The sequence below is a fragment of the Cobetia sp. 29-18-1 genome (assembly GCF_029846405.1).
Taxonomy (GTDB): domain Bacteria; phylum Pseudomonadota; class Gammaproteobacteria; order Pseudomonadales; family Halomonadaceae; genus Cobetia; species Cobetia amphilecti.
In genome coordinates, this window is record NZ_JARWKS010000006.1 from 140,760 (window position 1) to 163,940 (window position 23,181).

At 60.9% G+C, this 23,181-nt stretch carries 21 protein-coding genes; 12 read left to right on the forward strand and 9 right to left on the reverse strand.

Going from position 1 to position 23,181, the window contains the following annotated elements; genetic code table 11:
• Positions 1-32 precede the first annotated feature (32 nt).
• Both QD208_RS06740 and QD208_RS06745 read left to right on the forward strand, forming a co-directional pair.
• Complete coding sequence (locus QD208_RS06740; RefSeq protein WP_279836285.1) at positions 33-926, forward strand: LysR family transcriptional regulator; 894 nt, start codon at positions 33-35, stop codon at positions 924-926.
• Between the two features lie 367 nt (positions 927-1,293).
• Complete coding sequence (locus QD208_RS06745; RefSeq protein WP_248378653.1) at positions 1,294-1,995, forward strand: HD domain-containing phosphohydrolase; 702 nt, start codon at positions 1,294-1,296, stop codon at positions 1,993-1,995.
• Between the two features lie 107 nt (positions 1,996-2,102).
• Here QD208_RS06745 and QD208_RS06750 read toward each other — a convergent pair whose 3' ends face one another.
• Positions 2,103-2,972 (reverse strand): DUF1989 domain-containing protein, encoded by an 870-nt coding sequence (locus tag QD208_RS06750; RefSeq protein WP_279836286.1) that lies wholly within the window; start codon positions 2,970-2,972, stop codon positions 2,103-2,105.
• 163 nt (positions 2,973-3,135) lie between these two features.
• A complete protein-coding gene (putP, locus tag QD208_RS06755) occupies positions 3,136-4,620 on the reverse strand; it encodes a sodium/proline symporter PutP (RefSeq protein ID WP_153635656.1) in 1,485 nt (494 codons plus the stop codon).
• Positions 4,621-4,937: 317 nt separating this feature from the next.
• Between putP and QD208_RS06760 the strand changes: the two genes are divergently transcribed.
• Positions 4,938-5,870: a LysR substrate-binding domain-containing protein gene (locus tag QD208_RS06760; RefSeq protein ID WP_192838180.1), complete on the forward strand. Its 933-nt coding sequence runs from the start codon at positions 4,938-4,940 to the stop codon at positions 5,868-5,870.
• Between the two features lie 135 nt (positions 5,871-6,005).
• On the opposite strand, the gene QD208_RS06765 is transcribed toward QD208_RS06760, so the two are convergent.
• The 5 genes from QD208_RS06765 to QD208_RS06785 form a co-directional block, all read right to left on the reverse strand.
• Positions 6,006-7,319 carry an arsenic transporter gene (locus tag QD208_RS06765; protein ID WP_279836289.1) on the reverse strand — a complete coding sequence of 438 codons (1,314 nt, stop codon included), beginning with the start codon at positions 7,317-7,319 and terminating at the stop codon, positions 6,006-6,008.
• 61 nt (positions 7,320-7,380) lie between these two features.
• Positions 7,381-8,130 carry an arsenical resistance protein ArsH gene (gene arsH, locus QD208_RS06770; protein WP_279836290.1) on the reverse strand — a complete coding sequence of 250 codons (750 nt, stop codon included), beginning with the start codon at positions 8,128-8,130 and terminating at the stop codon, positions 7,381-7,383.
• A 51-nt stretch (positions 8,131-8,181) separates the two neighbouring features.
• On the reverse strand, positions 8,182-8,613 hold the full coding sequence (gene arsC, locus QD208_RS06775) for an arsenate reductase (glutaredoxin) (protein WP_279836291.1): 432 nt from the start codon (positions 8,611-8,613) through the stop codon (positions 8,182-8,184).
• Positions 8,606-9,010 carry a helix-turn-helix transcriptional regulator gene (locus QD208_RS06780; RefSeq protein WP_107334903.1) on the reverse strand — a complete coding sequence of 135 codons (405 nt, stop codon included), beginning with the start codon at positions 9,008-9,010 and terminating at the stop codon, positions 8,606-8,608. Before QD208_RS06780 ends, arsC begins: the two co-directional genes overlap by 8 nt.
• Positions 9,011-9,169: 159 nt before the next feature.
• Positions 9,170-10,084, reverse strand: a complete 915-nt coding sequence (locus QD208_RS06785) for a LysR substrate-binding domain-containing protein (RefSeq protein WP_279836292.1) — start codon at positions 10,082-10,084, stop codon at positions 9,170-9,172.
• 201 nt (positions 10,085-10,285) lie between these two features.
• On the opposite strand from QD208_RS06785, the gene QD208_RS06790 reads away from it, so the two are divergent.
• The 4 genes from QD208_RS06790 (at position 10,286) to QD208_RS06805 (ending at position 15,069) form a co-directional block, all read left to right on the forward strand.
• On the forward strand, positions 10,286-11,542 hold the full coding sequence (locus tag QD208_RS06790; protein ID WP_279836293.1) for a Xaa-Pro peptidase family protein: 1,257 nt from the start codon (positions 10,286-10,288) through the stop codon (positions 11,540-11,542).
• 279 nt (positions 11,543-11,821) lie between these two features.
• Positions 11,822-13,453, forward strand: a complete 1,632-nt coding sequence (locus tag QD208_RS06795) for a BCCT family transporter (RefSeq protein ID WP_279836295.1) — start codon at positions 11,822-11,824, stop codon at positions 13,451-13,453.
• 83 nt (positions 13,454-13,536) lie between these two features.
• Positions 13,537-13,920, forward strand: coding sequence for a hypothetical protein (locus QD208_RS06800; RefSeq protein ID WP_043332759.1), 384 nt, complete (start codon positions 13,537-13,539; stop codon positions 13,918-13,920).
• Between the two features lie 60 nt (positions 13,921-13,980).
• Entirely contained in the window at positions 13,981-15,069 is a 1,089-nt protein-coding gene (locus QD208_RS06805; protein WP_279836297.1) for an NAD-dependent epimerase/dehydratase family protein, read from the forward strand.
• 78 nt (positions 15,070-15,147) lie between these two features.
• Here QD208_RS06805 and QD208_RS06810 read toward each other — a convergent pair whose 3' ends face one another.
• Positions 15,148-15,360 carry a DUF3820 family protein gene (locus tag QD208_RS06810; RefSeq protein ID WP_052384432.1) on the reverse strand — a complete coding sequence of 71 codons (213 nt, stop codon included), beginning with the start codon at positions 15,358-15,360 and terminating at the stop codon, positions 15,148-15,150.
• 136 nt (positions 15,361-15,496) lie between these two features.
• Between QD208_RS06810 and QD208_RS06815 the strand changes: the two genes are divergently transcribed.
• Positions 15,497-16,963: an aldehyde dehydrogenase family protein gene (locus QD208_RS06815; protein ID WP_279836298.1), complete on the forward strand. Its 1,467-nt coding sequence runs from the start codon at positions 15,497-15,499 to the stop codon at positions 16,961-16,963.
• A gap of 231 nt (positions 16,964-17,194) precedes the next feature.
• Here QD208_RS06815 and QD208_RS06820 read toward each other — a convergent pair whose 3' ends face one another.
• Complete coding sequence (locus QD208_RS06820; RefSeq protein ID WP_279836299.1) at positions 17,195-18,001, reverse strand: sulfite exporter TauE/SafE family protein; 807 nt, start codon at positions 17,999-18,001, stop codon at positions 17,195-17,197.
• A 307-nt stretch (positions 18,002-18,308) separates the two neighbouring features.
• Here QD208_RS06820 and QD208_RS06825 point away from each other — a divergent pair, with 307 nt between their 5' ends.
• The 4 genes from QD208_RS06825 (at position 18,309) to QD208_RS06840 (ending at position 23,148) form a co-directional block, all read left to right on the forward strand.
• Positions 18,309-18,983, forward strand: coding sequence for a response regulator transcription factor (locus QD208_RS06825; RefSeq protein ID WP_153635664.1), 675 nt, complete (start codon positions 18,309-18,311; stop codon positions 18,981-18,983).
• A complete protein-coding gene (locus QD208_RS06830) occupies positions 18,961-20,295 on the forward strand; it encodes an ATP-binding protein (protein ID WP_279836300.1) in 1,335 nt (444 codons plus the stop codon). The genes QD208_RS06825 and QD208_RS06830 overlap by 23 nt, the downstream gene beginning before the upstream one ends.
• Positions 20,296-20,379: 84 nt before the next feature.
• Positions 20,380-22,356: a copper resistance system multicopper oxidase gene (locus QD208_RS06835; protein ID WP_279836301.1), complete on the forward strand. Its 1,977-nt coding sequence runs from the start codon at positions 20,380-20,382 to the stop codon at positions 22,354-22,356.
• Positions 22,357-22,365: 9 nt separating this feature from the next.
• A complete protein-coding gene (locus QD208_RS06840) occupies positions 22,366-23,148 on the forward strand; it encodes a copper resistance protein B (protein ID WP_279836302.1) in 783 nt (260 codons plus the stop codon).
• Positions 23,149-23,181: the final 33 nt, after the last annotated feature.

Genomic DNA, 23,181 nt, shown 5'->3' on the forward strand with positions numbered 1-23,181 from the left:
CCTCTCGACATCCAACCTACCTGGAGAGCCCCATGCTCGAATCGCTTCCTCTGGCCGATATTCGTGCCTTCGTCATGACGGCGGATCATGGCAGCTTCACCCGCGCCGCCGAGCAGTTGGGCGTGTCGCGGTCGCAGGTCTCCAAACAGGTCACTGCGCTTGAACAGGCACTGGGCGTGTCGCTGATGCAGCGCTCGACACGCTCGTTGCGACTCACCGAGAGCGGTCATCTGCTGCATGCCCAGTGTCGCAGTGCGTTGGGCGACATCACCCAGATCGTCACGCTGGTACGTGAGGAGCGCAATGCCATGCGCGGACGGCTGCGCATCAACAGCGTCGGCGGGCCGATCGGCGAGCGGCTGCTGGCACCCGCCGTACATGCCTTCATGCAGACCTGGCCGCAAGTGCAGGTGGAGCTGGATTTCAGCAGTCATCGCGTGAACCTGATTCGTGATGATTTCGATATCGCCCTGCGCATGGGCGCCCTCGAGGATGCCGACTTCATCGCGCGTCCGCTGATGACATTGCCCTACGTGGTGGTGGCCAGCCCCGACTATCTCGCCCGCTATGGCGCGCCAGACACGCCCGGCGAGCTGGTGGATCACCGCTGCCTGGTCGGCTCGGTCTCGCGCTGGTCCTTCACCGCACGCGGGGCAGAGCCTCGCGAGTTGCAGGTGGACGTGGGTGGCCAGCTTGAGTGCCGCAACGGGCATGTGCTGGTCAGTGGTGCCATCGCCGGCAATGGCATCATTCGCGTGCCCAGGCTCTACTGTGAATCAGCCATCGCGCGAGGAGAGCTGCAGGAGTTGCTGAGTGACTGGCAGCCGGCGGATGTGCCGTTGTCATTGATCTATCATCGTGAGCGCCATCGTCCGCTCCGCACGGTGCGCTTGATCGAGCATCTGCTGGAATGGTTCGCGAGATGATATGCGCGCGTCTCTGAGCGCGGTATGCGTCATTGTTGCAATACGAATAAGGTAAAGATTTGATGAAGGAAACATTGAGACACGTCATTATTATCGCCTAATATTCACCAGGTACTTTTTATCACGTGCTGTCTATCAAGCCCTCTTTAGCAAGTCCTTTTTAGTAGGTGCAGGGTCTTGGAAGAGCTGGTCTTCGAAGCGGATATGAAGGCCCGAGCTTGCGAGACGGATGTGAAACACAAATCTAAAAAACGAACGACAAATAGGCGTTCGTCATTCTGGGCTGATGCGACCCTATCTGGCGCATCGATCATGCGCCCCCTGATGACTCACGACCCTTGATAGGCAGATTGAACAGGGAGCCCCCATGAAAAATGCCCTGTGCGCGACGCGATTCGCGCCCGCCGGTGATGCCTGCTTGCCGGATTACCTCTTCAAGCCGCCCCCCGGGGCGAAGACGCTCGAACCCGGGGTCCTGGCCCTGGCGCGCCTCCTTCATCGTCATCATGGCGATACCCTGGCGCATTCCTGGCGGGTGGCGGGGCTGACGGTATTTCTCTACGCAAGGCTGTTGCCGTCCGATCAGCGCAAGGTGCCACTGCATGACCTGCATAGCGCAGCCTTGCTGCATGATATCGGCAAGGTCGGTATCTCGACGGAGCTTTTGAATGCCCCGCGTGCGCTCAGTGATGAGGAGCGCGTCACGATGCGCGATCATGCCAGTCACGGCGGGCGTCTGCTGTTTACGCTGCGCGGCCCCCTGAGAGCGTTGGCCAGCCTGGTGGCGATCACCCACCACGAGGGCTGGAATGGCCAAGGGTATCCTGCCGGATCCGCCGGGGGTGCCTTGCCACTGCATTGTCAGGTGGCCGCGATGATGGATGTCTTCGATGCTCTGGCCTCGCCGCGCGCCTACAAGCCGGGCTGGTCGTTGAAGCGTCTGGTCGGATTGTTCAGCGAGGAATCCGGCAAGCAGTTTGATCCTCGCCTGATTGCCCGCATGGCGCCGCTGTGGACATCGCTGCATGCCGAACATCGCCGTTTGTATGAGCAGACAAGCCGAGGGTGAGGCGGCGATGTCCGTACATGAAAGGCAAAGCCCCCTGTCGAGAGTGTCGGCAGGGGGCTTTGTTACATCAGTACCCGATAAAGGCGATCAGCGTGTCAAAAGCCGCATCAGCAGCAGCGCTCACGCTTGATGGCGGCCCAATCGGTGGTGGGGGGCTGGCGGCCGTGATTGCCGGCGTAAGCCGCGACCTTGGGCGACTCCCAGCCTGCGAGCACGTCGCCTTCCAGTCGATAGATCTCGACACCGAGCGGGTTGCAGGTCTCGAGCGGGTCACGCGCATCAGGGCCCCACAGGTCCACTGACAGATCGCCCCCCGGGCAGCAGGACATCGCGCACAGCAGGTCCGTCTCGGCGAAGAACTCCAGGTAATCGCCCTTGCGTGCCGGGCAGGCCTTCATGAAGTACTTGTCTTCATTGTTGAGGCCGGTGCACTGGAAGATGTTGAGCACATCGTGGATATCGAATTCGGTCAGGCCCCAGGGCTCCACTGCGCGCACCAGGTTGGAGTGACAGTGGTGATCGAAGTCCTCGCCGGTCAGCAGGCGATTGACGTAGGGGTCGCAGCGCGTGCCCAGCAGATCATGCACGCGGCCGCCTTCTGCATCGACACCATAGTCGGCGAGGGTGTCATCGATGATGGTCGCCATCGGGCGCAGGTAGGGCAGTGTGGACCACAGGCGATCATAGGTGCTGACATGCGCGCGCTGCAGCTGGCGGGTGCGAGACGCCCACATGCGCTCACGCGGGTTGTGCAGGTTCCACATGTTGAAATCGCCGACCTGTGAACCTTCGGTGATCTTGATGCGCAGCACGTGGCCCGCCGGCACTTCCCACGCCAGGCCATCGCGCAGCGGCACGGTATGGGTCGCGACCAGGGTGCGCTCGGCCTTGCCTTCGGTGAGGCTGTCGTAGAAGTCGCGATCGACGTCCAGAATCGAACCCTTGCTGGCTTGATAGGCGGCAGGTACATCACTCATGACAGGACTCCTCGTGAGTCGAAATTGGATCTGATGACCAGGCCGGACTGCCTGGAATTCGCTGCCCGGCTGGGGGCTTTTGTGCACTGCCAGCAAGTGTGATGGCCGGCAGTGGCGGTATCTGCAGGGCACAGGGGGAGGTTCTCGGTCCCCCTGCGCGGGGTCAGGCCTGTTCGCGGCGCCAGTGCTTCATCAGACGGTCGAAGCAGGCGCTGGCGGCAGGTTCTGCGTTCATGCGGCTGACGATGACGACGGCGATCAGGGCGAACAGGAAGCCGGGTACGACCTCGAACATGTCGAATATCTCCAGCGGGCCGCCGCTCAGCGGCTTCCAGATCGCGACGGTAAGGGCACCGACCAGCAGGCCGGCGATGGCGCCATTGCGGGTCATGCCACGCCAGAACAGTGACAGCAGGATGACGGGACCGAAGGCGGCGCCGAAGCCACCCCAGGCGTAGGACACCAGGCCGAGGATGCTGCTGTCACGCTCGCTGCCCATCACGGTGGCGAGCAGAGCGATGCCGATCACGCTGGCGCGGCTCAGCCAGACCAGCTCCTTCTGCGTTGCCTTGGGGCGAATCAGGCCACGGTAGATGTCTTCGGCGATGGCGCTGGAGCAGACCAGCAGCTGGGAATCGACGGTGCTCATGATCGCGGCCAGGACGCCGGCCAGAATGAAGCCTGCCACCCAGGGGTTGAGCATGATCTGGCTCAGGGAGATGAAGACACGCTCGCTGTCCGTGAGACCGCCACCCAGCTCACCGCCGAACCAGTAGTAACCCAGCACGCCCACTGATACTGCAGCCGCCATGGTGATGGCGGACCACAGCAGGGCGATACGCCGCGACACCTTGATATCTTCGCGCTTGCGCACGGCCATGAAGCGCACCACGACGTGTGGCTGGCCACAGTAGCCGATCGCCCAGCCGGCCAGGGACAGCATGCCCAGGAAGGTCACGCCTTCCATCAGGCCACCGATGGGGGCGACATCCTGCGCCGCTGCCGGGGCGGCTGCGCCATCGCCGAACAGCGCCACTGCCGTCATGGCAGCCACGGCACACAGCGAGGCGGCCATCATCAGGCCCTGGATGAGGTCGGTCCACGAAGCGGCGAGGAAGCCACCGAGGAAGGTATAGCCGACGATGACCAGCGCGCCCAACCACAGTGCGACGCGGTAATCGATGTCGAAGAGACCTTCGAACAGCACGGCACCACCGACCAGACCCGCCGAGACATAGAAGGTGAAGAACACCAGCATGACCACGGAAGACAGGGTACGCAGCACGCGTGAGCGGTCTTCGAAACGCGCTTCCAGATAGTCCGGCACCGTCAGCGCATTGCCGGCCGCTTCGGTGAACACGCGCAGTCGCTCGGCGACCAGGGTCCAGTTCAGGTAGACGCCGACCAGGGTCCAGACCGCGATCCAGGCTTGCGAGAGGCCACCACTGAAGATGGCGCCGGGCAGGCCCATCAGGGCCCAGCCGCTGAGATCGGAAGCGCCGGCACTCAAGGCCGCGACGCTTGGCGGCAAGCCGCGCCCCCCGAGTATGTAATCCGACAGATTGTGGGTGATGCGATAGAAGTAGATGCCGATGCCCAGCATCAGCAGCAGATAGAGCCCGAACGACAGCAGGACAGGTAAGTTCATCCTAGGAGACCTCATGGTGACGCCGAGGCGTCTTGTTATTGTTCACCAGTGGTGTCGTGTTGCAGCAGGCTTGCGCGGAACAAGCAGCGGGGAGCTGGCAATATCACTGACACCTTCACCTTAGCCATGAGGTACATTGCAGAAAACTGACCATTTTTCGTTTAACCTATGACTCAATATCATGGGTTGCCGTCATATGCTGGTTGACGCCTTTCTTCTATCAGGGCGCTGCTCGCAAGCACTCAGCCCAGCGCTTGGCACAGGCACTCAGCAACCGGTTTCTGGCCCCCGGCCAGGCCAGTCATCAAGGACATCCCATGCGACCCAGTCTGTCATCGCTCAATGCCTTCGAGGTCGTGTCACGCCTGGGAAGCATCACCGCGGCTGCGGATGAGCTCAACATCACCCAGTCGGCGGTGAGTCACCAGATACGCCGCCTGGAGGCCACGCTGGAGGTCAGTCTGCTGGAGCGGGCTGGACGCGGCGTGGTGCTGTCACACGCCGGACGCCGACTGGCCGATGGCCTGCAGGCCGGCTTTGCCAGAATCGAGCAGTCGGTGGCCGAATTCGAGGTCGACCCACAAGGGGTGCATCAGCGGCGCCAGCTGCGCGTCAGCTGTCTTCCCTCGGTGGCGGTGCGCTGGCTGATCCCGAGGCTCAACAGCTTTCGCGAGCAATGCCCCGATATCGCGGTCAGCCTGCAATATGCCGGCATCAGTGCGCGGGGATTGTTGCCGGAGGTCGATGTGATGATCACCTGGCAGGACGAACTCCCGGACAAGGCATCACAGGCGTTCCGCTTGTTCTCGGGGGCCACCCAGCCGGTGGCCAGTCCGCTGTATCTGGAGCATCACCGCCGCCCGACCCAGCCGGCAGACCTGTTGAAGCTGGAGCTGATCCACGACCAGTCGCGCCAACCCTGGCATGACTGGTTCAACAACTGCGGGCTGTATCCCTCCCAGCTCGACAAGGGCGATCTCTATCAGGACTTCAGTCTGCTGAGTGCTGCGGTGGTCGCGGGGCAGGGGGTCGCGCTGTGTCCGCCACGCCTGATCCGCAAGGAGCTTGAGGACGGCACCCTGGAATGCCTGTTCGAGATGGCCGCCAATCCCCAGCGTGCCTATTGGCTGTTCCATCACCCGCAGCCCGCCAGACATGTGCAGCAATTCTGCGACTGGATGCGCGCGGAGATCGCCGCCGAGGGAGAAGCGGCCGACAGCGGGGTCATCGTCAGCCGCCGCCAGCCCTGACGGCGGACATCTCGCTGCCAGTCAATGGCGCACACAACGCAAAAGCCCCGCTGGGATTCGGCGGGGCTTTCTTGTGCAAGTGCTCATATCATGACGGCCTGAGCCATCGCCCTTGGCCATGAGATGGCGGGATTCTCAGCCGTTGAGCACGCCCAGCCAGGCCCACAGGCCGAGCAGGGTGGCGATCAGCACCGGCGGCGTCAGCACCAGGCCGACCTTCATGTACTGCCCCCAGCTGATGTGATGGCCTTTCTGATCGAGCACATGCAGCCACAGCAGTGTGGCGAGACTGCCGATCGGGGTGAACTTGGGCCCCAGATCATTGCCGATCACGTTGGCGTAGACCATCAGCTCACGCGTCGCGTCACTGACCTGCTGCGTGGTGAGGTGGTCGATGGCCAGCGCGCCGATCAGCGTGGCCGGCATGTTGTTCATCACCGAGGCGGTGACGGCGGCCAGCACGCCGATGCCGAGGGTGGCGACCAGCTCGCCCTGACTGGCAAGCCAGGCGAGGATGTCGCTGGCGTGATCGGTCAGGCCGGCATTGCCCAGCCCGTAGACCACCAGATACATGCCCACCGAGAACAGCACGATCTGCCACGGCGCGCCGCGCAGTACCGGGCCGAGTTCGATCACGGCATCACCGCTGCCCAGCCAGCGCCCGGCGATGGCCAGCAGAATCAGCGCGGCGCTGCCGGTGACGACGGCGAGCGGAATGCCCAGCGGCGCGGTCACGAAGTAGGACACCAGCAGCACCCCCAGCAGCGGGAAGGCCGCGCGGTATACCTGGCGGTCCTTGATGGCGCTCGACGGTGCCTCGAGCTTCTCCAGCGCGTAGTGCGAGGGCAGCTCCTTGCGGAACATCAGCCACAGCACGATCAACGTGGCGGCCAGCGCGATCAGATCGACCGGCACCATCACGGCGGCGTAATGCGTGAAGGAGATGTCGAAGTAGTTGGCGCTGACGATGTTGACCAGATTCGAGATCACCAGCGGCAGGCTGGTGGAGTCGGCCACGAAGCCGGTGGCGATGATGAAGGCCAGTGAGGCCGCCGCCGAGAACTCCAGGCGCACCAGAATCGCGATCACGATCGGCGTGAGCAGCAGGGCCGCGCCATCATTGGCGAAGAAGGCCGCGATCACCGCGCCCAGCAGCACGATGAGCGGAAACAGCTTGCGTCCGTTGCCGCCGCCCCAGCGCGCGACATGCAGTGCGGCCCAGCTGAAGAAGCCCGCCTCATCGAGGATCAGCGAGATGATGATCAGCGCCACGAAGGTGAAGGTGGCGTCCCAGACGATATCCCAGACCACCAGCACATCCGGCAGATTGACTACGCCGCAGGCCAGCGCGACCACGGCGCCGCCGAGGGCGCTGGTGCCGATGCCCAGCCCACGTGGCTGCCAGATCACCAGTGCCAGCGTGATGGCGAAGATTGCCAAGGCAAGCATGACGTCTCCTTGTCGAGGGTGAAGAGTAAGTGAGAAGCCGCGTGCGCGACCGCGGATTGCGTCAGATCGTGCTCTGATTGACGCGACGGGAGACCTCTTCGGCGCTCTCGACACGCTCCGAGTAGCGCTCGGTCAGATAGGCGCTGCGGTCGCGGTTCATCCAGGTGAACTTCATCAGCTCTTCACAGACATCGACGATGCGCAGATAGAGCGGCGACAGGCGCATGCGGCCATGCTCGTCGAATTCATTGAAGGCCTTGGGCACGGATGACTGGTTGGGGATGGTCAGCATGCGCATCCAGCGGCCCAGAACGCGCAGCTGATTGACGCTGTTGAAGCTCTGGCTACCACCACTGACCTGCAGGATGGCCAGCGTCTTGCCCTGGGTGGGACGCACGCCGCCCAGTGACAGGGGAATCCAGTCGATCTGCGCCTTCATGATCGAGGTCATCGCGCCGTGACGCTCCGGGCTCGCCCACAGCATGCCCTCGGACCACTGGGCCAGCTCGCGCAGCTCCTGCACCTTGGGGTGATCGGCCTCACAGTCATCCGGCAGTGGCAGGCCAGCTGGCGAGTAAAGGCGCACCTCGGCACCGAAGGCGCGCAGCAGGCGCGCCGCTTCCTCGGCGGCAAAGCGCGAGAAGGAACGCTCACGCAGGGAGCCGTACAGCACCAGAATGCGCGGTGCATGACGCGGGGCATCCGGTCCGACCAGGCGATCGATCTCCAGCGGTCGCCAGTGCTCGGCATCGATATTGGGCAAATCGGCGAGTGCCGCTTTCATCTCATCGGTCATGAGTTCATTGGTCATGGTGTCGCCTGTGGGCAGGTGAGACGTGTCGGGAGTGTGTGCGTTCATGATTCAGGACCTGGGGGCGTGGACGACGTCGCCGTCTTCCTTGGTGTATTGCGCGACCGGGTTGTCCAGCAGCTCCAGTACCGCCTCCGACGGGCGGCACAGACGCGTGGCCTGCGGCGTGACCACGATGGGGCGATTGATCAGGATCGGGTGGGCCATCATGGCGTCGATCAACGCCGCATCGCTCAAAGCCGGGTCATCCAGATTGAGCTCGTCATAGGGCGTGCCCTTGCGGCGCAGCAGCGGGCGCGGGCCGCCCCCCATGGCGGCAATCAGTGACTCCAGCGTCTCGCGTGTCGGCGGGGTGACCAGATACTCGATCACCTCCGGTGTCTCGCCGGAGGCCTTGAGCATGGCCAGCACATTGCGTGACGTACCGCAGGCCGGGTTGTGATACATCGTGATCTTGCCGGTAGAACGGACGGAATCAGTCATCGTTGCCAGGCTCCTGAGAAGCACAGGGGGTGGAAGAGGCGCTGCAGTCGGGCACGGTGAGTGAGGCCAGCAGTGGGTCGCAGACCACCGAGGAGCCCGCGCAGCAGTCGCGTACCAGAAACTGCACGGTGGCGAGCATGTGCTCGAGGTTGGCGCGGTAGATCAGCGAACGGCCTTCGCGCTGGGAGTGGATCAGCCCCGCGCGGCTCAATACGCCCAGATGGGTCGAGAGCGTGTTGTGCGGCACCTCGAGACGACGGGCGATCTCGCCGGCAGGCAGGCCTTGTGGCTCATGGCGGACCAGCAGGCGAAACGTGTCCAGACGCGTGGCCTGGGACAGCGCCGCGAAGGTGTCCAGCGTGGCCTGCGGGTCGGGCAGGCTGTCGGAGTCATTCATTTGATATGTCCATATGTCGAGACTTGTCGAAATGACGATGGTGCGATGATAGATCAGCGTGCCGCAGATGGGAAGTCTGCTCTCTGCTCTCGGCCATCAGCGCTCGATCTTCAGCCCTCCGTCTTGGGCTGACAGCCATCAGTATTCGTGCTGGCCATCTCAGACCTGCTCATGCAGCCAGCTGGCCAACGCTGCCTGGCGCGGGTTCTGGCTCTCGAGACGCGCCGCGAGCCAGTAATCACAACCGGAGGAATACTCCAGTGTCCCCAGCCGCACAAGCTGTCCCCGTGCCACCAATGCACTGACTTGCTGATGACTGCCCAGCGCGACGCCTTGCCCGGCCAATGCGGCATCCAGCACCAGGTGGTAGCTGGTGAATTGACGTTGCACATTGAGTGCCAACCCCGGCTTGCCCATGCCGCTGAACCAGCGTGGCCAGTTGATCCAGTTGGGTTCGAGGCGCTCGTAGTCGAGCAGTGGCAGAGCCGCCAGCAGAGGTAGCTCCCGGCAGTCGCGGGCACCTTGTGGCAGCTCGGCGATGAAGTCGGGTGACGCCACCGGATAGAGCGTCTCGGTGAACAGAGGGGTCAATTGCCAATCCGGATGCGGCGCCATGTCATAGCAGATGGCGAGATCCACATCCTCGGTGAGGATGTCGCGATGATGATCTGCAGTGATCAGGCGCAGGCCACTGGCAAGCGTCGGCTGGGTGGCGCGAAGTCGATTCAACATCGGCCCCAGCCATAGGTGTGAGATGGCGCTGTTGGCGGCCAGTGTCAGGCGGGCATTGGGAGAAGGGCGGCTGACGCTTTCCAGCGCGTCGATCATGAAGTCGAAACTGATCGCCAGGCGCTGGCTCAACTGCTGTCCTGCTGCGGTCAGAGAGACGCGTCTGCCATGGCGATGAAACAGCTTGGCATCGATGTGATGCTCAAGGATGGCGATCTGACGGCTGACGGCAGCCTGGGTGATATGCAATTCGCTGGCGGCACGCGTGAAGTTGGCGTGACGCGCGGCTGCCTCGAAGGTCAGCAGGCTGTTGAGAGGCGGAAGGCGATGACGAAAGCTCTTCATGCAGGGCTCCGAGACGAGGAGGGTAACGTTGGCTGATAGGTCAATGATTGATGACGTCAGGTTATCAAGATTGATCAGGATTGAGGCTATACACAGCTAGAATCATCAGGTTCACACTGATGTCATCGTGATGCATAGGGTATTCCGTAGATGACCACGGGCTATCAGCATGACACTCCGTGACCTGACTGGGTAGCAAACATGAATGAACTTGATTGGCATGCCGACCGTAGTGACCTTCACCCGCTGGAGCTTCAGGACAATGCCCCTGAAAGTGAAGGCATCGACCTGGTGGCCGTGCGTCGTTATCGACAGAATCGCCTGCGCGAAGAGATGAGCACCCAGGGCGTTGATGCCTTGATCATTTCGGACCCGGTCAACATCCGCTACGCCAGCGGCGCACGCAACATGCAGGTCTTCAGCGCTCGCAATACTCCGGCGCGTTACCTGCTGCTGACCCAGCATCGCAGCGTGCTGTTCGAATTCACGGGCTGTGAGCATCTCGCCGATGGCCTGGAAACCATCGACGAAGTGCGCCCGGCCATGACTGCCAGTTTTGTTGCGGCAGGTCACGATATCGCTGAGCGTGAACAGCAATGGGCGCGCGAGATGCTGGCGACCATTACCGAGCTGTGCGGCCTGAAAGCGGTGATCGGCATGGAGCGCATGAATGCCGGGACCGCCATCGCCTTTGATCGTCTGGGCGCGCGCGTCGTCGATGCCCAGGCACCGCTTGAACGTGCACGTGCCATCAAGTCTGACGAAGAGCTCAAGTGTGTCGTAGCCTCGCTGCGTGCTACCGAGCGCGGCGTAGGACGTCTGCGTGAAGCGATTCGCCCCGGCATCACCGAGAACGAGCTGTGGTCGGTGCTGCATCAGTCCATCATCGCTAACAATGGCGACTACTGTGAGACTCGCCTGCTCAACTCAGGCCCGCGCACCTATCCCTGGTTCCAGGAAACCGCGACCAAGCGACTGGCCGCCAACGAGCTGGTGGCACTGGATACGGACGTCGTCGGCTGCCACGGCTATTACTCCGACTTCTCGCGCACCTTCCACGTCGGCCCTGACAAGCCGACCGAGACCCAGAAGCTGCTGTATCGCACCGCCCATGAGCAGGTACAGCACAATCTCGACATCCTGCGCCCCGGCATGAGCTTCCGTGAATATTCCGAGAAGGCCTGGAACATCCCCGAGCGTTTCCATGCCAATCGCTATTACCTCTCTGCCCATGGCTGTGGCATGACCGGCGAATATCCCTACCTGTATCACCATGCCGACTTTGCCGTCTCAGGCTACGACGGCGTGATCGAGCCGGGCATGGTGCTCTGCGTCGAGAGCTATATCGGCGACCCCGAAGCCGGGGAAGGCGTCAAGCTCGAGGAGCAGTGCGTGATGCGCGAAGACGGCCTCGAGATCCTGAGCAAGTTCCCGTTCGAGGAAGCCTTGTTGAACTGATGATTTCAGGATGGCGCTGCTGATCAAGCAGCGCCATGACACTCCTTGGCCCGCAGTCTGCCGTCCGCAATGAGGTTGTTTTCATACTCCGGGGTGTTCGGTCGGGCAGCTGCCTGATCGCAATCTCCTGACGCGTTTCGTAGTGACACAGATGTAGAGACACAGATCACCATAATTCCAATAAATGATCGTGCCGCCATTGTCTGCTTCCTTCATGTACCAGTGCCTATGGCGCGTGAGGGACGGCTGGCTGCGCGCCTACTGACGTGAGGTAAAGACATGTCGTCCGATGTGAATGACAGCAGTATCACTATCACTTGCCAGAAAACGGGGTTGTACCGAGGACTCAACATTCCGGTGACACTGATCAGCAAACTGATCATCACTCTTCTCGTGGTATTTGCCGTGGCCCTCCCTGATCGGGCCGTAGCGCTGTTGACCACGATCAATCAGACCATGCTTGAGCACTTCAATCTCTATTACGTATATGCCGTCGCCTTCTATCTGGTGTTCTGCACGGTGCTGTGTGTGTCGCCGTTGGGGCGCAAGCGACTGGGACGTGATGATGAAGTGCCTGAATTTTCGCGTTTTGCCTGGTTTTCGATGATGTTCGGCGCCGGGATGGGCATCGGGCTGCTGTTCTACTCCATCGGGGAACCTGTCTCGCACTTCAATTTCAATCCGGATATCGCGGCAGGCAAGGTGCAGGCGGGGTCCGAGCAGGCCATTGAAAGTGCCGTCAGCTATACCTTCCTGCACTGGGGGCTGCATGCCTGGGCAATCTATGCCTCTGTGGCGCTGGCGCTGGGATATTTCGCCTACCGTCGTGGCTTGCCGTTGACCATTCGCAGTACCTTGATGCCCATCTTCGGCAAGCGGTTGCTGGATGGCCCCCTGGGTCACGCCGTGGATATTATTGCCGTGGTCGCAACCACTTTGGGCGTGGCCACCACCATGGGCGCCGGTGTCAGTCAGCTGGTGGCAGGGCTGGATTTCGTGATGCCGGGCACTGAATTGCTGGACTCCGCCGGTATTCCACGCCCCTGGCCGTTGATCCTGACACTCGTCGTGATAATGGGGCTATCGACACTGTCCGCCGTGACCGGAGTGAAGCGCGGCGTCAACTGGCTCAGCCAGTTCAACATGCTGCTGTCCTTTGCCCTGCTGGCCGTCTTTATCTGGTTCGGCAGTCGTCTGTTTGCCAGTGAACTGCTGGTTTCCGCGACCTGGGATTATTTGAGAACCCTGCCGGAACGCAGCTTCCAAACCTGGCCGGTGACGAGTGCGTTAGGCCAGTGGCAGGTCGACTGGACCATTCTGCAGCGTGCCTGGTTCATAGCCTTTGCGCCATTCGTCGGGCTCTTCCTTGCGCGTATTTCACGTGGTCGCACGATTCGTGAATTCGTGTTGGGGGCGGTCGTGGCTCCCGGCCTCATGTGCTTCGTATGGATCTGCTACATGGGTGGCAGCAGTCTGCACATGGAAACCAGCGGATTGGCGCAAGGCACGATTCTGGCAACCGTGCGCGATCATATCGCCACCGTGTTGTTCGTGACGCTGGATTACCTGGATACCGGCGCCTTGATCCATATCATTGTCGGCGGCACCTTGATCCTGATCATCACGTATCTGGTGACCAGTGCGGACTCGGGCGTGCTGGTGCTCAACGCCATCATGGCCGGGGGAGAGGAAACCAACGAGCGCCGTCACCGCATCATCTGGGGTGTGTTGCTTACACTGGTGGTGGGCTCATTGCTTCTGGCGGGTGGCCTGGCGGCGATTCAGAAGGCAATGCTCATCGCTTCTCTGCCGTTTTCGCTGCTGATGATTCTGATGTGCATTGCTACATTCATGTCGTTGTGGCGTGAGCCCAGCGACCTGCCAGCTGTGAACGAGGCTGAGCCAACCTGATGCCGGCGGCTTAAGTCAGGCATTTGCCCGGCAGTATTGGTAGCATGTGCGCCATTGATTACCGGACAAGGGAAGATGGCACGATGATGATGGTATTGCAGATTCTGGGCGGCTTCGTGCTGACAGCAGGGGTACTGCTGGCGGCAGTGCCGGAGCTGGTCAACCGCTTCAAGGGCCCGAACGACACGCCGCAGACCGTGCCGAAGGAGACCGGCGCGGCGATCTCGCGGCGCATTCGTTGGGGCTGGGTCATCGCGGTGGGGTATCTGTTGATGTATCCGCCGATCGGCCTGGGTGTGTTGCCGGTGCTGGTGACGCTCGCGGTGGCAGGTATCGCCGGTATCATGACGGCCCGTCTGATGGGGCTGATGCTGGATGGCATCGAGATGCGCCATCTGTTCCGCTTTGCCGCCGAGTCGCTGATTCTTGGTGGCTTGTGGACCTGGTTCGTCAAGCTGTCTGCCTGACGCCATTGCCGCGCACACTGAGCCGTCAGATCGCCAATTACTGCATTCCGGGAGTCGTCCATGCCGCTCAATGCGTCTACGCAAGCTTCATTGGCAGGCCTGGAGCGATCGCGCCCGGTACTGGTGACCGGCGCGACCGGCTATGTGGCGGGGCAGCTGATTCGTCGCTTGCTGGAAGAAGGCCTGACGGTGCATGCCGCCGTGCGCGATCCCGGCAATAGCGAACGTCTGGCGGCGCTGATGGCGCTGGGCGAGCGCTTGCCGGGGGAGCTACGTGTCTTCGCCAGTGATCTGCTCAAACCGGGTTCCTACGCTCAGGCGATGGCAGGCTGTGGGGTGGTCTTTCATACCGCCTCGCCCTTCGTGGTCAGTGTTGAGGACCCTGAGCGCGATCTGGTGCGTCCGGCAGTGGAGGGCACGCGCAACGTGCTGGAAGAGGCCAATCGTCACGCCAGTGTCGAACGAGTGGTGCTGACCAGCAGCTGTGCCGCCATCTACAGCGACAATGCCGATGCGCAAGACACCCCGCGCGGCTGTTTCGACGAGAGTGTCTGGAACACCACGGCATCGCTTGAGCATCAGGCCTATTCCCATTCCAAGACGCTGGCGGAACAGGCCGCCTGGCAGATCGCCGAGCGGCAGTCGCGCTGGCGGCTGGTGGTGATCAACCCCTCGCTGGTGCTCGGCCCCGCGATCAGCGATCACACGCGCGGCGAATCCTTCAGCCTGATGACGCAGCTATGCGATGGCACGCTCAGGATAGGCGCGCCGGATTACGGCATGGGTGTGGTGGATGTGCGGGATGTGGCCGAGGCGCATCTGGCGGCGGGATTTCTGCCCACGGCCAATGGGCGTCATCTGGTCGCCGGCCACTCCTCAAGCTTCATTGCACTGGGGCGGGCCTTGCGCCGTCACGCCGGCCCGCAGTACGCGATTCCCACTCGCCAGCTGCCCAAATGGCTGGTGTGGCTGGCGGGTCCGCTGGCCAACAAGGCCGTGACCCGCAAGGTCGTCGCGCGCAACGTGGGCCATCCCTTCGTCTTCGACAATACCCGCAGCCGCGAGCAGCTGGGTCTGATCTACCGGCCCCTCGAGACGACGCTGTACGACATGTTCGATCAACTGGAGGCCAGCGGCCGCCTGTCGTGATTCCCACTCGCTGACTTGTCCGCGACGCTGCGGCTTGCGTAGCTCTTCTGTATTTCACTCCCTCAGCATCTCAGTCCCTCAGCGCCGCCGCAGCGGCTCCAGCAACGCATTCAACCCGTTGTGATCAATCTCGTGCATCAGCGCGAGCAGGCGACCGATCTCGCCCTGCGGAAACCCCTTGCGCGCAAACCAGCCCAGATAATCCCCGGGCAGGTCGGCAATCAGGCGTCCGGCATACTTGCCATAGGGCATCTGGCGGGTCGTCAGTTTCTGCAGGTCTTCAGGGCTCATCCTTTGACTCTCATTCGGTTTCGGTAGGGGGGATGCTCTCAGTTGGCGGTGCCATTCTGGCATAGCTGAGTTGCGGTGGTTGGGTTTTGCCACACTATCGCCATGTCTCCTGTAACCCCATAGCACGGAGAGACTCATGCCTCGCGATTACCAGAACCTGGAGCAGCTCCCTCTCGCCGGTGAATGGCGTGCCGGACGAGCCGGCAAGACGCTCGAGGTGGTGGACCCCTTCGATCAGAGCTCGCTGCTCACGATTTCCATGGCCAACGCCGAGGATCTCGACGCCAGCTATCGCAAGGCGCGTGATGTTCAGCCTGATTGGGTCCAGACGCCGGCAAGCGAGCGCGCGGGTGTGATGCACAAGGCGGTGGAGCTGATGGACGAGCGACGCGAGGAGCTGCTCGGCTGGTTGATCCGTGAGTCCGGCAGTACCCGCATCAAGGCGCAGGCGGAGCTGGCCGCGGCTCGCGCGATCACGCTGGAATCTGCCGCGATGGCCAACCGCATGGCCGGGATGGCGATGGAGGCTCAGGTGCCGGGCAAGGAGAGCCGTGTCTTCCGCAAGCCGCTGGGTGTCATCGGCATCATCAGCCCATGGAATTTCCCGCTGCATCTGACCCAGCGTTCCCTGGCACCGGCATTGGCACTCGGCAACAGCGTCGTCATCAAGCCGGCGAGTGACACGCCGCTGACGGGTGGCCTGCTGCTGGCCAGATTGTTCGAGGAGGCGGGCCTGCCTGCCGGCGTCTTGAGCGTGGTGGTCGGTTCCGGCAGCGAGATTGGCGATGCCTTCGTGGATCACGAAGTGCCGAGGCTGATCTCCTTCACCGGTTCCACCCAGGTGGGAAAGGGCATCGGCAAGCGCGCCGTCGGTGGTGATCACCTCAAGCACGTTGCCTTGGAACTGGGTGGCAACAGCCCCTTCGTGGTGCTCGATGATGCGGATATCGAGCAGGCGGTGGACGCCGCTCTGGTCGGCAAGTTCCTCCATCAGGGGCAGATCTGCATGGCCATCAACCGCATCATCGTCGATGAGTCGGTCCATGACGCCTTCGTCGATCGCTTCGTGGCGCGTGCCCGCGCACTCAAGGTCGGCGATCCCGCACAGGACGATACCGTCATCGGGCCGATCATCAATGCCAAGCAGCGTGATGGTCTGCTCGAGATGATCGAGACGGCCAAGGGCGAGGGCGCCCAGGTGATGCTTGAGGGCGAGACGCAGGGTCAGCTGGTGCCGCCGCATGTGTTCACCGAGGTCACCAATGACATGAGTCTGGCGCGCAACGAGATCTTCGGTCCGCTGGTCGGCATCCAGAAGGCCCGTGACGAAGCTCACGCGCTGGAGCTTGCCAATGGCACCGAATATGGCCTCTCGGCATCTGTCTTCACCGCAGATATCGCGCGTGGCGAGCGCTTCGCGCGCCAGGTCGAGGCTGGCATGGTGCACGTCAATGACATGCCGGTGAACGACGACCCGCGCGCGCCCTTCGGTGGCGAGAAGAACTCCGGCCTTGGGCGCTTCAATGGCGACTGGGTGCTTGAGGAATTCACCACCGATCAGTGGGTCAGCCTGCAGGTCGAGCCCCGCCAATATCCGTTCTGATGTCTGCTCTGTAGTTGACGCATGACAAGCAGCGCCCCGCTCAGCCTGATGCCTGAGCGGGGCGCTTTTGATGGTAGGTAATGTTGACGCCGTCATGATGGACGAGGCAGGTAACAAGGCCAGCTGAGTGTGATACCCAGGGCATCCCTGTCGAGAGGACAGGGATACAAACTGTGATCATCAGCGCGACCGCCAGAGTGAGAAGCGGATCAGGGCATGGCTGACGGCGGATCAGTGACTGATCAGAGAAGCGCTACCCAGCCAGGCAAGCCTGAGCGCCAGCAATGATAGCGCCCATTTGAACAGGCCATCGAAGTGCCGGTTGGAGACGCGATCCAAAAAGCGCAGTCCGAGGCGGGTGCCGATCAGGCCCGCGCCGATCATCAGCACGATCAGGGGCAACCACTCCTGGAAGAGAAACCCTGCCATGCCGAAGATGAACGCCTTGGTCAGGTGTTGCGCGACCATGCAGGCCGCGAAAGTCGCCACCTTGGTATGACGCTCGCCGCCGCCTTGCTTGATGAAGCTCGCCACCAGTGGGCCGCTGGCACCGATCAGACTTGAAAGAAAGGTGGTGATGGCACCGGCGATCAAGGTGCCCGTGCGGCTCAGAGCCCGCTTGGGTAGTGCCGGCCCCCAGCAGGTGAACAGCACGAACAGCGCAATGGAAAGCTCCAGCACCCCTTCAGGCAAGCGGATCAACACCCAGGCCGCGACCAGCGCACCCAGCGCCACACCAGGCAGAAAGGCCAGCAGACGGCGCATGTCGATATGGCGCCACGTCATCGCCATGCGGCCGCCATTGGAGCCCAGCTGCACCATGCCATGCACCGGAATCAAGGCAACGGCAGGCATCAACTGCGCCATGAACATGATCAGCAGGGTGCCACCGCCGACCCCGACAGCTGCAGACATGGCTGACGTCAGCAGGGCAAGCAGCAACAACGCGCAGACGATAGGCAGCGAGAGCGGGAAATACTGCGCGAGGCCCTCAAGCAGGCTTGCGAGGTAGGGAATATCGGCGGGACTGGCGAGCATTGCGGGCATCCTGTGCAATTAGCCAATAGAGAGAGAATAGGGGCTCAGGCAGCCGACATGATGCATGTCCTGCCTGACAGGCGTGCAAGGCTACCGTGACCAAGAGGCGCTATCCAGCCAAGCGTGCGTGGCTGGATAGCGCCTAGGAGATTCGAGCGGCTTCGCGTGTTGGTGAAATTGCATGTTGCTGTCTTTTCAGCTAGAGATCAGCTTTCCCCTATAGGATGGTGAGGCTTACCATGGCATGTTGGTTTAGCCATATGCCGCAGTGTTCAGTGGGTGTTTTGTGGATCAGGAGAAAGCTGGCATGAAGCTGTTGTTGCTTGAAGATGATGACCTGCTGGCGGAAAGCCTGGCCGAGCTGCTTGAGGACAATGGTTATCGACTGGATGTCTCCTCCAATTTGAATGATGCGCAAGCCTTCATGGCAACCGAGCAGTACGCGCTGGCCATTCTGGATCTGGGACTACCGGACGGCTCCGGGTTGGATTTGCTCAAGCGCTGGCGTCAAGGTCAGGTGGATATTCCGATACTGATTCTCACGGCCCGTGACACGTGGGAAGACAAGGTCGTCGGTTTGCGCAGCGGGGCAGATGATTACCTGACCAAGCCATTTCATGAAGCAGAGTTGCTGGCACGTCTTCATGCGCTGCTTCGGCGTCGTCAAGGGGCAAGTCATGGGTATCTTCAGGTGAGCGGAATTCAGCTGGATGAAGAGGCGCAGCGTGTGTGCTGTGATGGAGAGCAGTGGGCGAGCTTGACGGCCACCGAATTTCGCCTGTTACGGTACCTCATGCATCATCCAGACAGAGTGCACTCCAAGACACAGTTGCTGGATCAGCTATATGCCCTGGAGCAGGACGCCGCGGCGCCCAATCTGGTAGAAGTCTATATCGCTCGCCTTCGCCGCCGCCTGGGCAAGGACTTGATACAGACCCGCCGCGGACAGGGGTATCTGCTTGTTTCACATCGATCGTCGTAGCCTTCGTTTTCGCCTGCTGACCCGCCTGGGAGGTGCATCCCTCGCGGTGGTGTTGTTTGCCTGGTATCTGCATGGCTTCTTTCTCCACGAGCTGGCGAAGGACTTTCTTGGGGAGCGTCTCAAGGATGAGGCATCGCATATCGTCACCTTGCTCAAGAAGGATGAGCGGCCTGTTGCCCAGCTCATGGCAGCGGCCCGTGAGGAATCTCTGAGCTTTCATCATTTCTATGTGTTGCGAGTCGGGGAGAAGGTCAGTACCTCGTTGCCTGCCTTGCCGACGCAGATGCTCCCTTTGCTTGAGGGCAAGGGGGATGCGTTATTCATGCATCAGTTTCAGCAACAGCCACTGTTGGTCTATCGGCACGTCTTCGATATCCGCGGGGACGCGGTGCAATTGTTGATTGCCGAGAATTTCTCGCCAGTGGAGCAGGGCTTGACCCGAGTTCATTGGTGGATCGCCGCCAGCGCCATCCTGTTGTGGGGGATTCTGATATCACTCAATCTGCTGGCGGTAAGGCGGGGGCTCAAGCCGTTGAGTGTCCTGCGCCATCAATTGAGTGAACTTCAGTCCGGGTATCGAAAGCGGATTGTGCTTGAGGCCCCTTCCGAGCTTGATGCGCTGGTATCACAGCTCAACACCTTGCTGGATGAGTTTGATCTTAGGTTGACTCGTTCACGAGAGTCTGTGGCGAATCTGTCCCATGCGCTCAAGACACCTCTGGCGGCACTGACACAGGTGCTGCGTGGCAAGCGACCGATCAATGAGGTACGTCGTGGCAAGATGCTGCAACGTGTAGAGACGATTCATTCCCAGCTGGAGACAGAACTCAGGCGAGCCCGCATTGCTGGCCCGCGCGCCGGTCAGACAACACGCCCGGCTGAAGAGGCCCAGCGCTTGATCGAGATGTTCCAGGGGATCTATCCGCAGCGTACCTTCTTGCTGGAGTGTCTGGGCGTATCTAATGAGCATGCGGATAGCTGGGTGAATGTCGAGACACAGGATTTCACCGAAATGCTCGGCATATTGCTGGATAATGCGGGCAAGTGGTCTGTCAATCAGGTGCAATGCCGATTGACGATAGAGAGTGACCAGATCGTGCTCTGCGTCGAGGATGATGGTCCGGGGGTGCCGCAGGCACAGTTGGCCCATCTTGGCGAGCGTGGGTGGCGTCAGGACGAAACTCACCCGGGTTATGGGTTGGGGCTCTCCATTCTTGCCCATCTCGTCAAGCATTACGCTGGTTGCGTGAGCTACTCAACAGCCGGCGCAGGGGGATTGAGAGCCGAGGTGCATCTGCCCACACGCAAATAGGCACTCCATTCAGGTTCGTTTCAGCTTGCCGTGGCTTCATCCATGTCATGACTCTTCATTCATGACTCGGGAGCAGCAACGGCCATGGCACCAAAACCGTCTGAATTTTCTGTATCACGTCGTCAGTTGCTCAAGGGAGGTTCTGCCCTGGGGCTGGGCGCAATGGTGTCAGGCGTGGCACCCGCCTGGGCCAACCCCTGGGGGCGCACATCAGGTTACTCCCAAGGGGTTGAGCATGGGCCCGAGATCTCTCTTGTCATTCGACGTGAAGACATCGACATTGCCGGGCAATTCGCTCGTCCTATCAGCATCAATGGCAGTAGTCCCGGGCCCATGGTGCGCTTGAAGGAGGGGCAGGATGCTGTCATCAAGGTGACAAACCTGCTCGATGAGCCAACCTCCATTCACTGGCATGGCATCATACTTCCTCCGGAAATGGACGGCGTGCCGGGTATCAGCTTCGCAGGGATAGCACCGGGCGAAACCTTTACCTACCGGTTTCCTGTCACTCAGAGCGGTACCTACTGGTATCACAGTCATTCAGGCCTCCAGGAGCAGGAAGGCCACGCAGGACCATTGATCATCGACTCCGCAACACCCGAAGCCTTCACCTATGATCGTGAGCATGTCCTGCTGCTGACTGACTGGACATTCGAAGACCCCAAGTCCGTATTTCGCAATCTCAAGACCATGGAAGGCTACTATAACTACCAGGAGCGCACCGTCGCTGATTTCTTTGCGGATGTACGACGGGGTGGTTGGGTGGACACGATCGAGTCGCGCAGCATGTGGGCAGAGATGCGCATGAGCTCACGGGATATTGCCGATGTCACCGGCAGTACCTATACATATCTTCTCAATGGTCATTCACCAGAAGAAAACTGGAGCGCGCTATTCAAGCGTGGGGAAACAGTGCGTCTGCGTGTCGTCAATGGCTCGGCAATGAGCTACTTCGATTTACGCATTCCCGGCTTGAAGATGACCGTGGTGGCGGCAGATGGTCAGCCAGTGCAACCGGTTGAAGTGGATGAGTTCCGTATTGCCGTGGCGGAAGCCTACGATGTGCTGGTAACACCGGAAGATGACAAGGCGTACACCATCTTCGCCGAAGCCATGGACCGCAGTGGCTACGCGCGAGCCACGTTGGCACCCCGCCCCGGAATGGAGGCGCCCGTACCTGAACGACGGCAGATCGCTGATCGCGGGATGGAGGCCATGGGCGCTCATGCTGGAATGGACCATTCGCAGATGGCAGGCATGGATCATTCGCAGATGGCGGGCATGGATCATTCGCAGATGGCGGGCATGGACCATTCGCAGATGGCGGGCATGGACCATTCGCAGATGGCGGGCATGGACCATTCGAAGATGGCAGGTATGGACCATTCGAAGATGGCAGGCATGGACCATTCGCAGATGGCGGGCATGGACCATTCGAAGATGGCAGGCATGGACCATTCGAAGATGGCAGGTATGGACCATTCGCAGATGGCGGGCATGGACCATTCGCAGATGGCAGGTATGGACCATTCGAAGATGACTGGCCTGCAAGCCGATGCAGCCCAGGGCGGCATGCTGATGGCGGGTGCTGCTCAGCAAGGGGCTCGTTATGACCAGGCAGGAATCGGTCTGGACCAGTCGCTGCGTCGTGTACTGGTCTATCAGGATCTCAAGGCCTATTCACCATGGCCGGACAGACGTGGGCCCATGCGCGAGATGGAGTTGCATCTGACCGGCAATATGGAACGTTATATGTGGTCCTTCGATGGCAAGAAGTTCAGTGAAGTCAATGGCCCTATTCATTTTCATAAAGATGAGCGCCTCCGTCTCATCTTGATCAATGACACCATGATGGAGCATCCCATTCATTTACATGGGATGTGGATGGAGCTCGAGAATGGCCACGGTGACCTGATCCCTCGCAAGCACACCTTGAATGTCAAACCCGGTGAGCGCGTCTCAGCGTTGATCACTGCCGATGCAGAAGGTAGCTGGGCTTTCCATTGTCATCTTCTGTACCACATGGATGCAGGTATGTTCCGTGTCGTAAAGGTTTCCTGAGGAGTCATCATGTCAATCAGTCAGCATTCATTTCGTCTTGCCTGCGTGACGGTATGTCTATTCTCCAGTGCTGGTGCCTCCCAGGCATTTGCCCAGGATGGATATGATGCCCCGGCGTCATGGCCATCGCCCATGGCCGAACATCTCCAGTGGAGCGCAGTTTTCGATCGCCTGGAATATAGCCTTCCGGACAAGGGAGAGGACTCCCTGGTGTGGGATTTTCAGGCCTGGTATGGCGGAGATACCCACCGCGTCTATCTCAAGTCAGAAGGGGAGAATGTCCAAGGCGATGGTGAAGAAGCCGAGTTTGAATCCCTTGAGCTTCTCTACAGTCGCCTGGTTGCCGATTTCTGGGAGTTCCAGGTTGGAGCTGGCTATCAGGGTGGTGTGTTCAACGATGATCATGATGAAGGCGTATATGGGGTCTTCGGCTTTCAGGGGACCGCCCCCTACCGGATCGAGACGGATGCCGCAGTGCAGTACCGAGAGGAAGGTATCGTGACTGCCAGCCTGGAGCTTGAACATGATGTGCGCCTGACCCAGCGCTGGTATCTACAGCCACGTAGTGAAATGGTGTTCGCTGCCAATGAGTCCAGGCAGCAGGGGATTGGGGCGGGCCTCAACTCAGTACGAATCGGCTTGCGTGCACGCTATGAGATAACTCGGCGGGTAGCGCCTTACGTCGGCATGTACTGGCAGAGAGAGTATGGCGAAACCGCCGATATGCAGCGTGAAGAAGGTGAGGATGTGGAGGATACGGCTGTCGTGGTCGGTGTGCGCATGATGTTCTAGAGGAGTCAGGATGGCAGTGACATTTTTCAATTG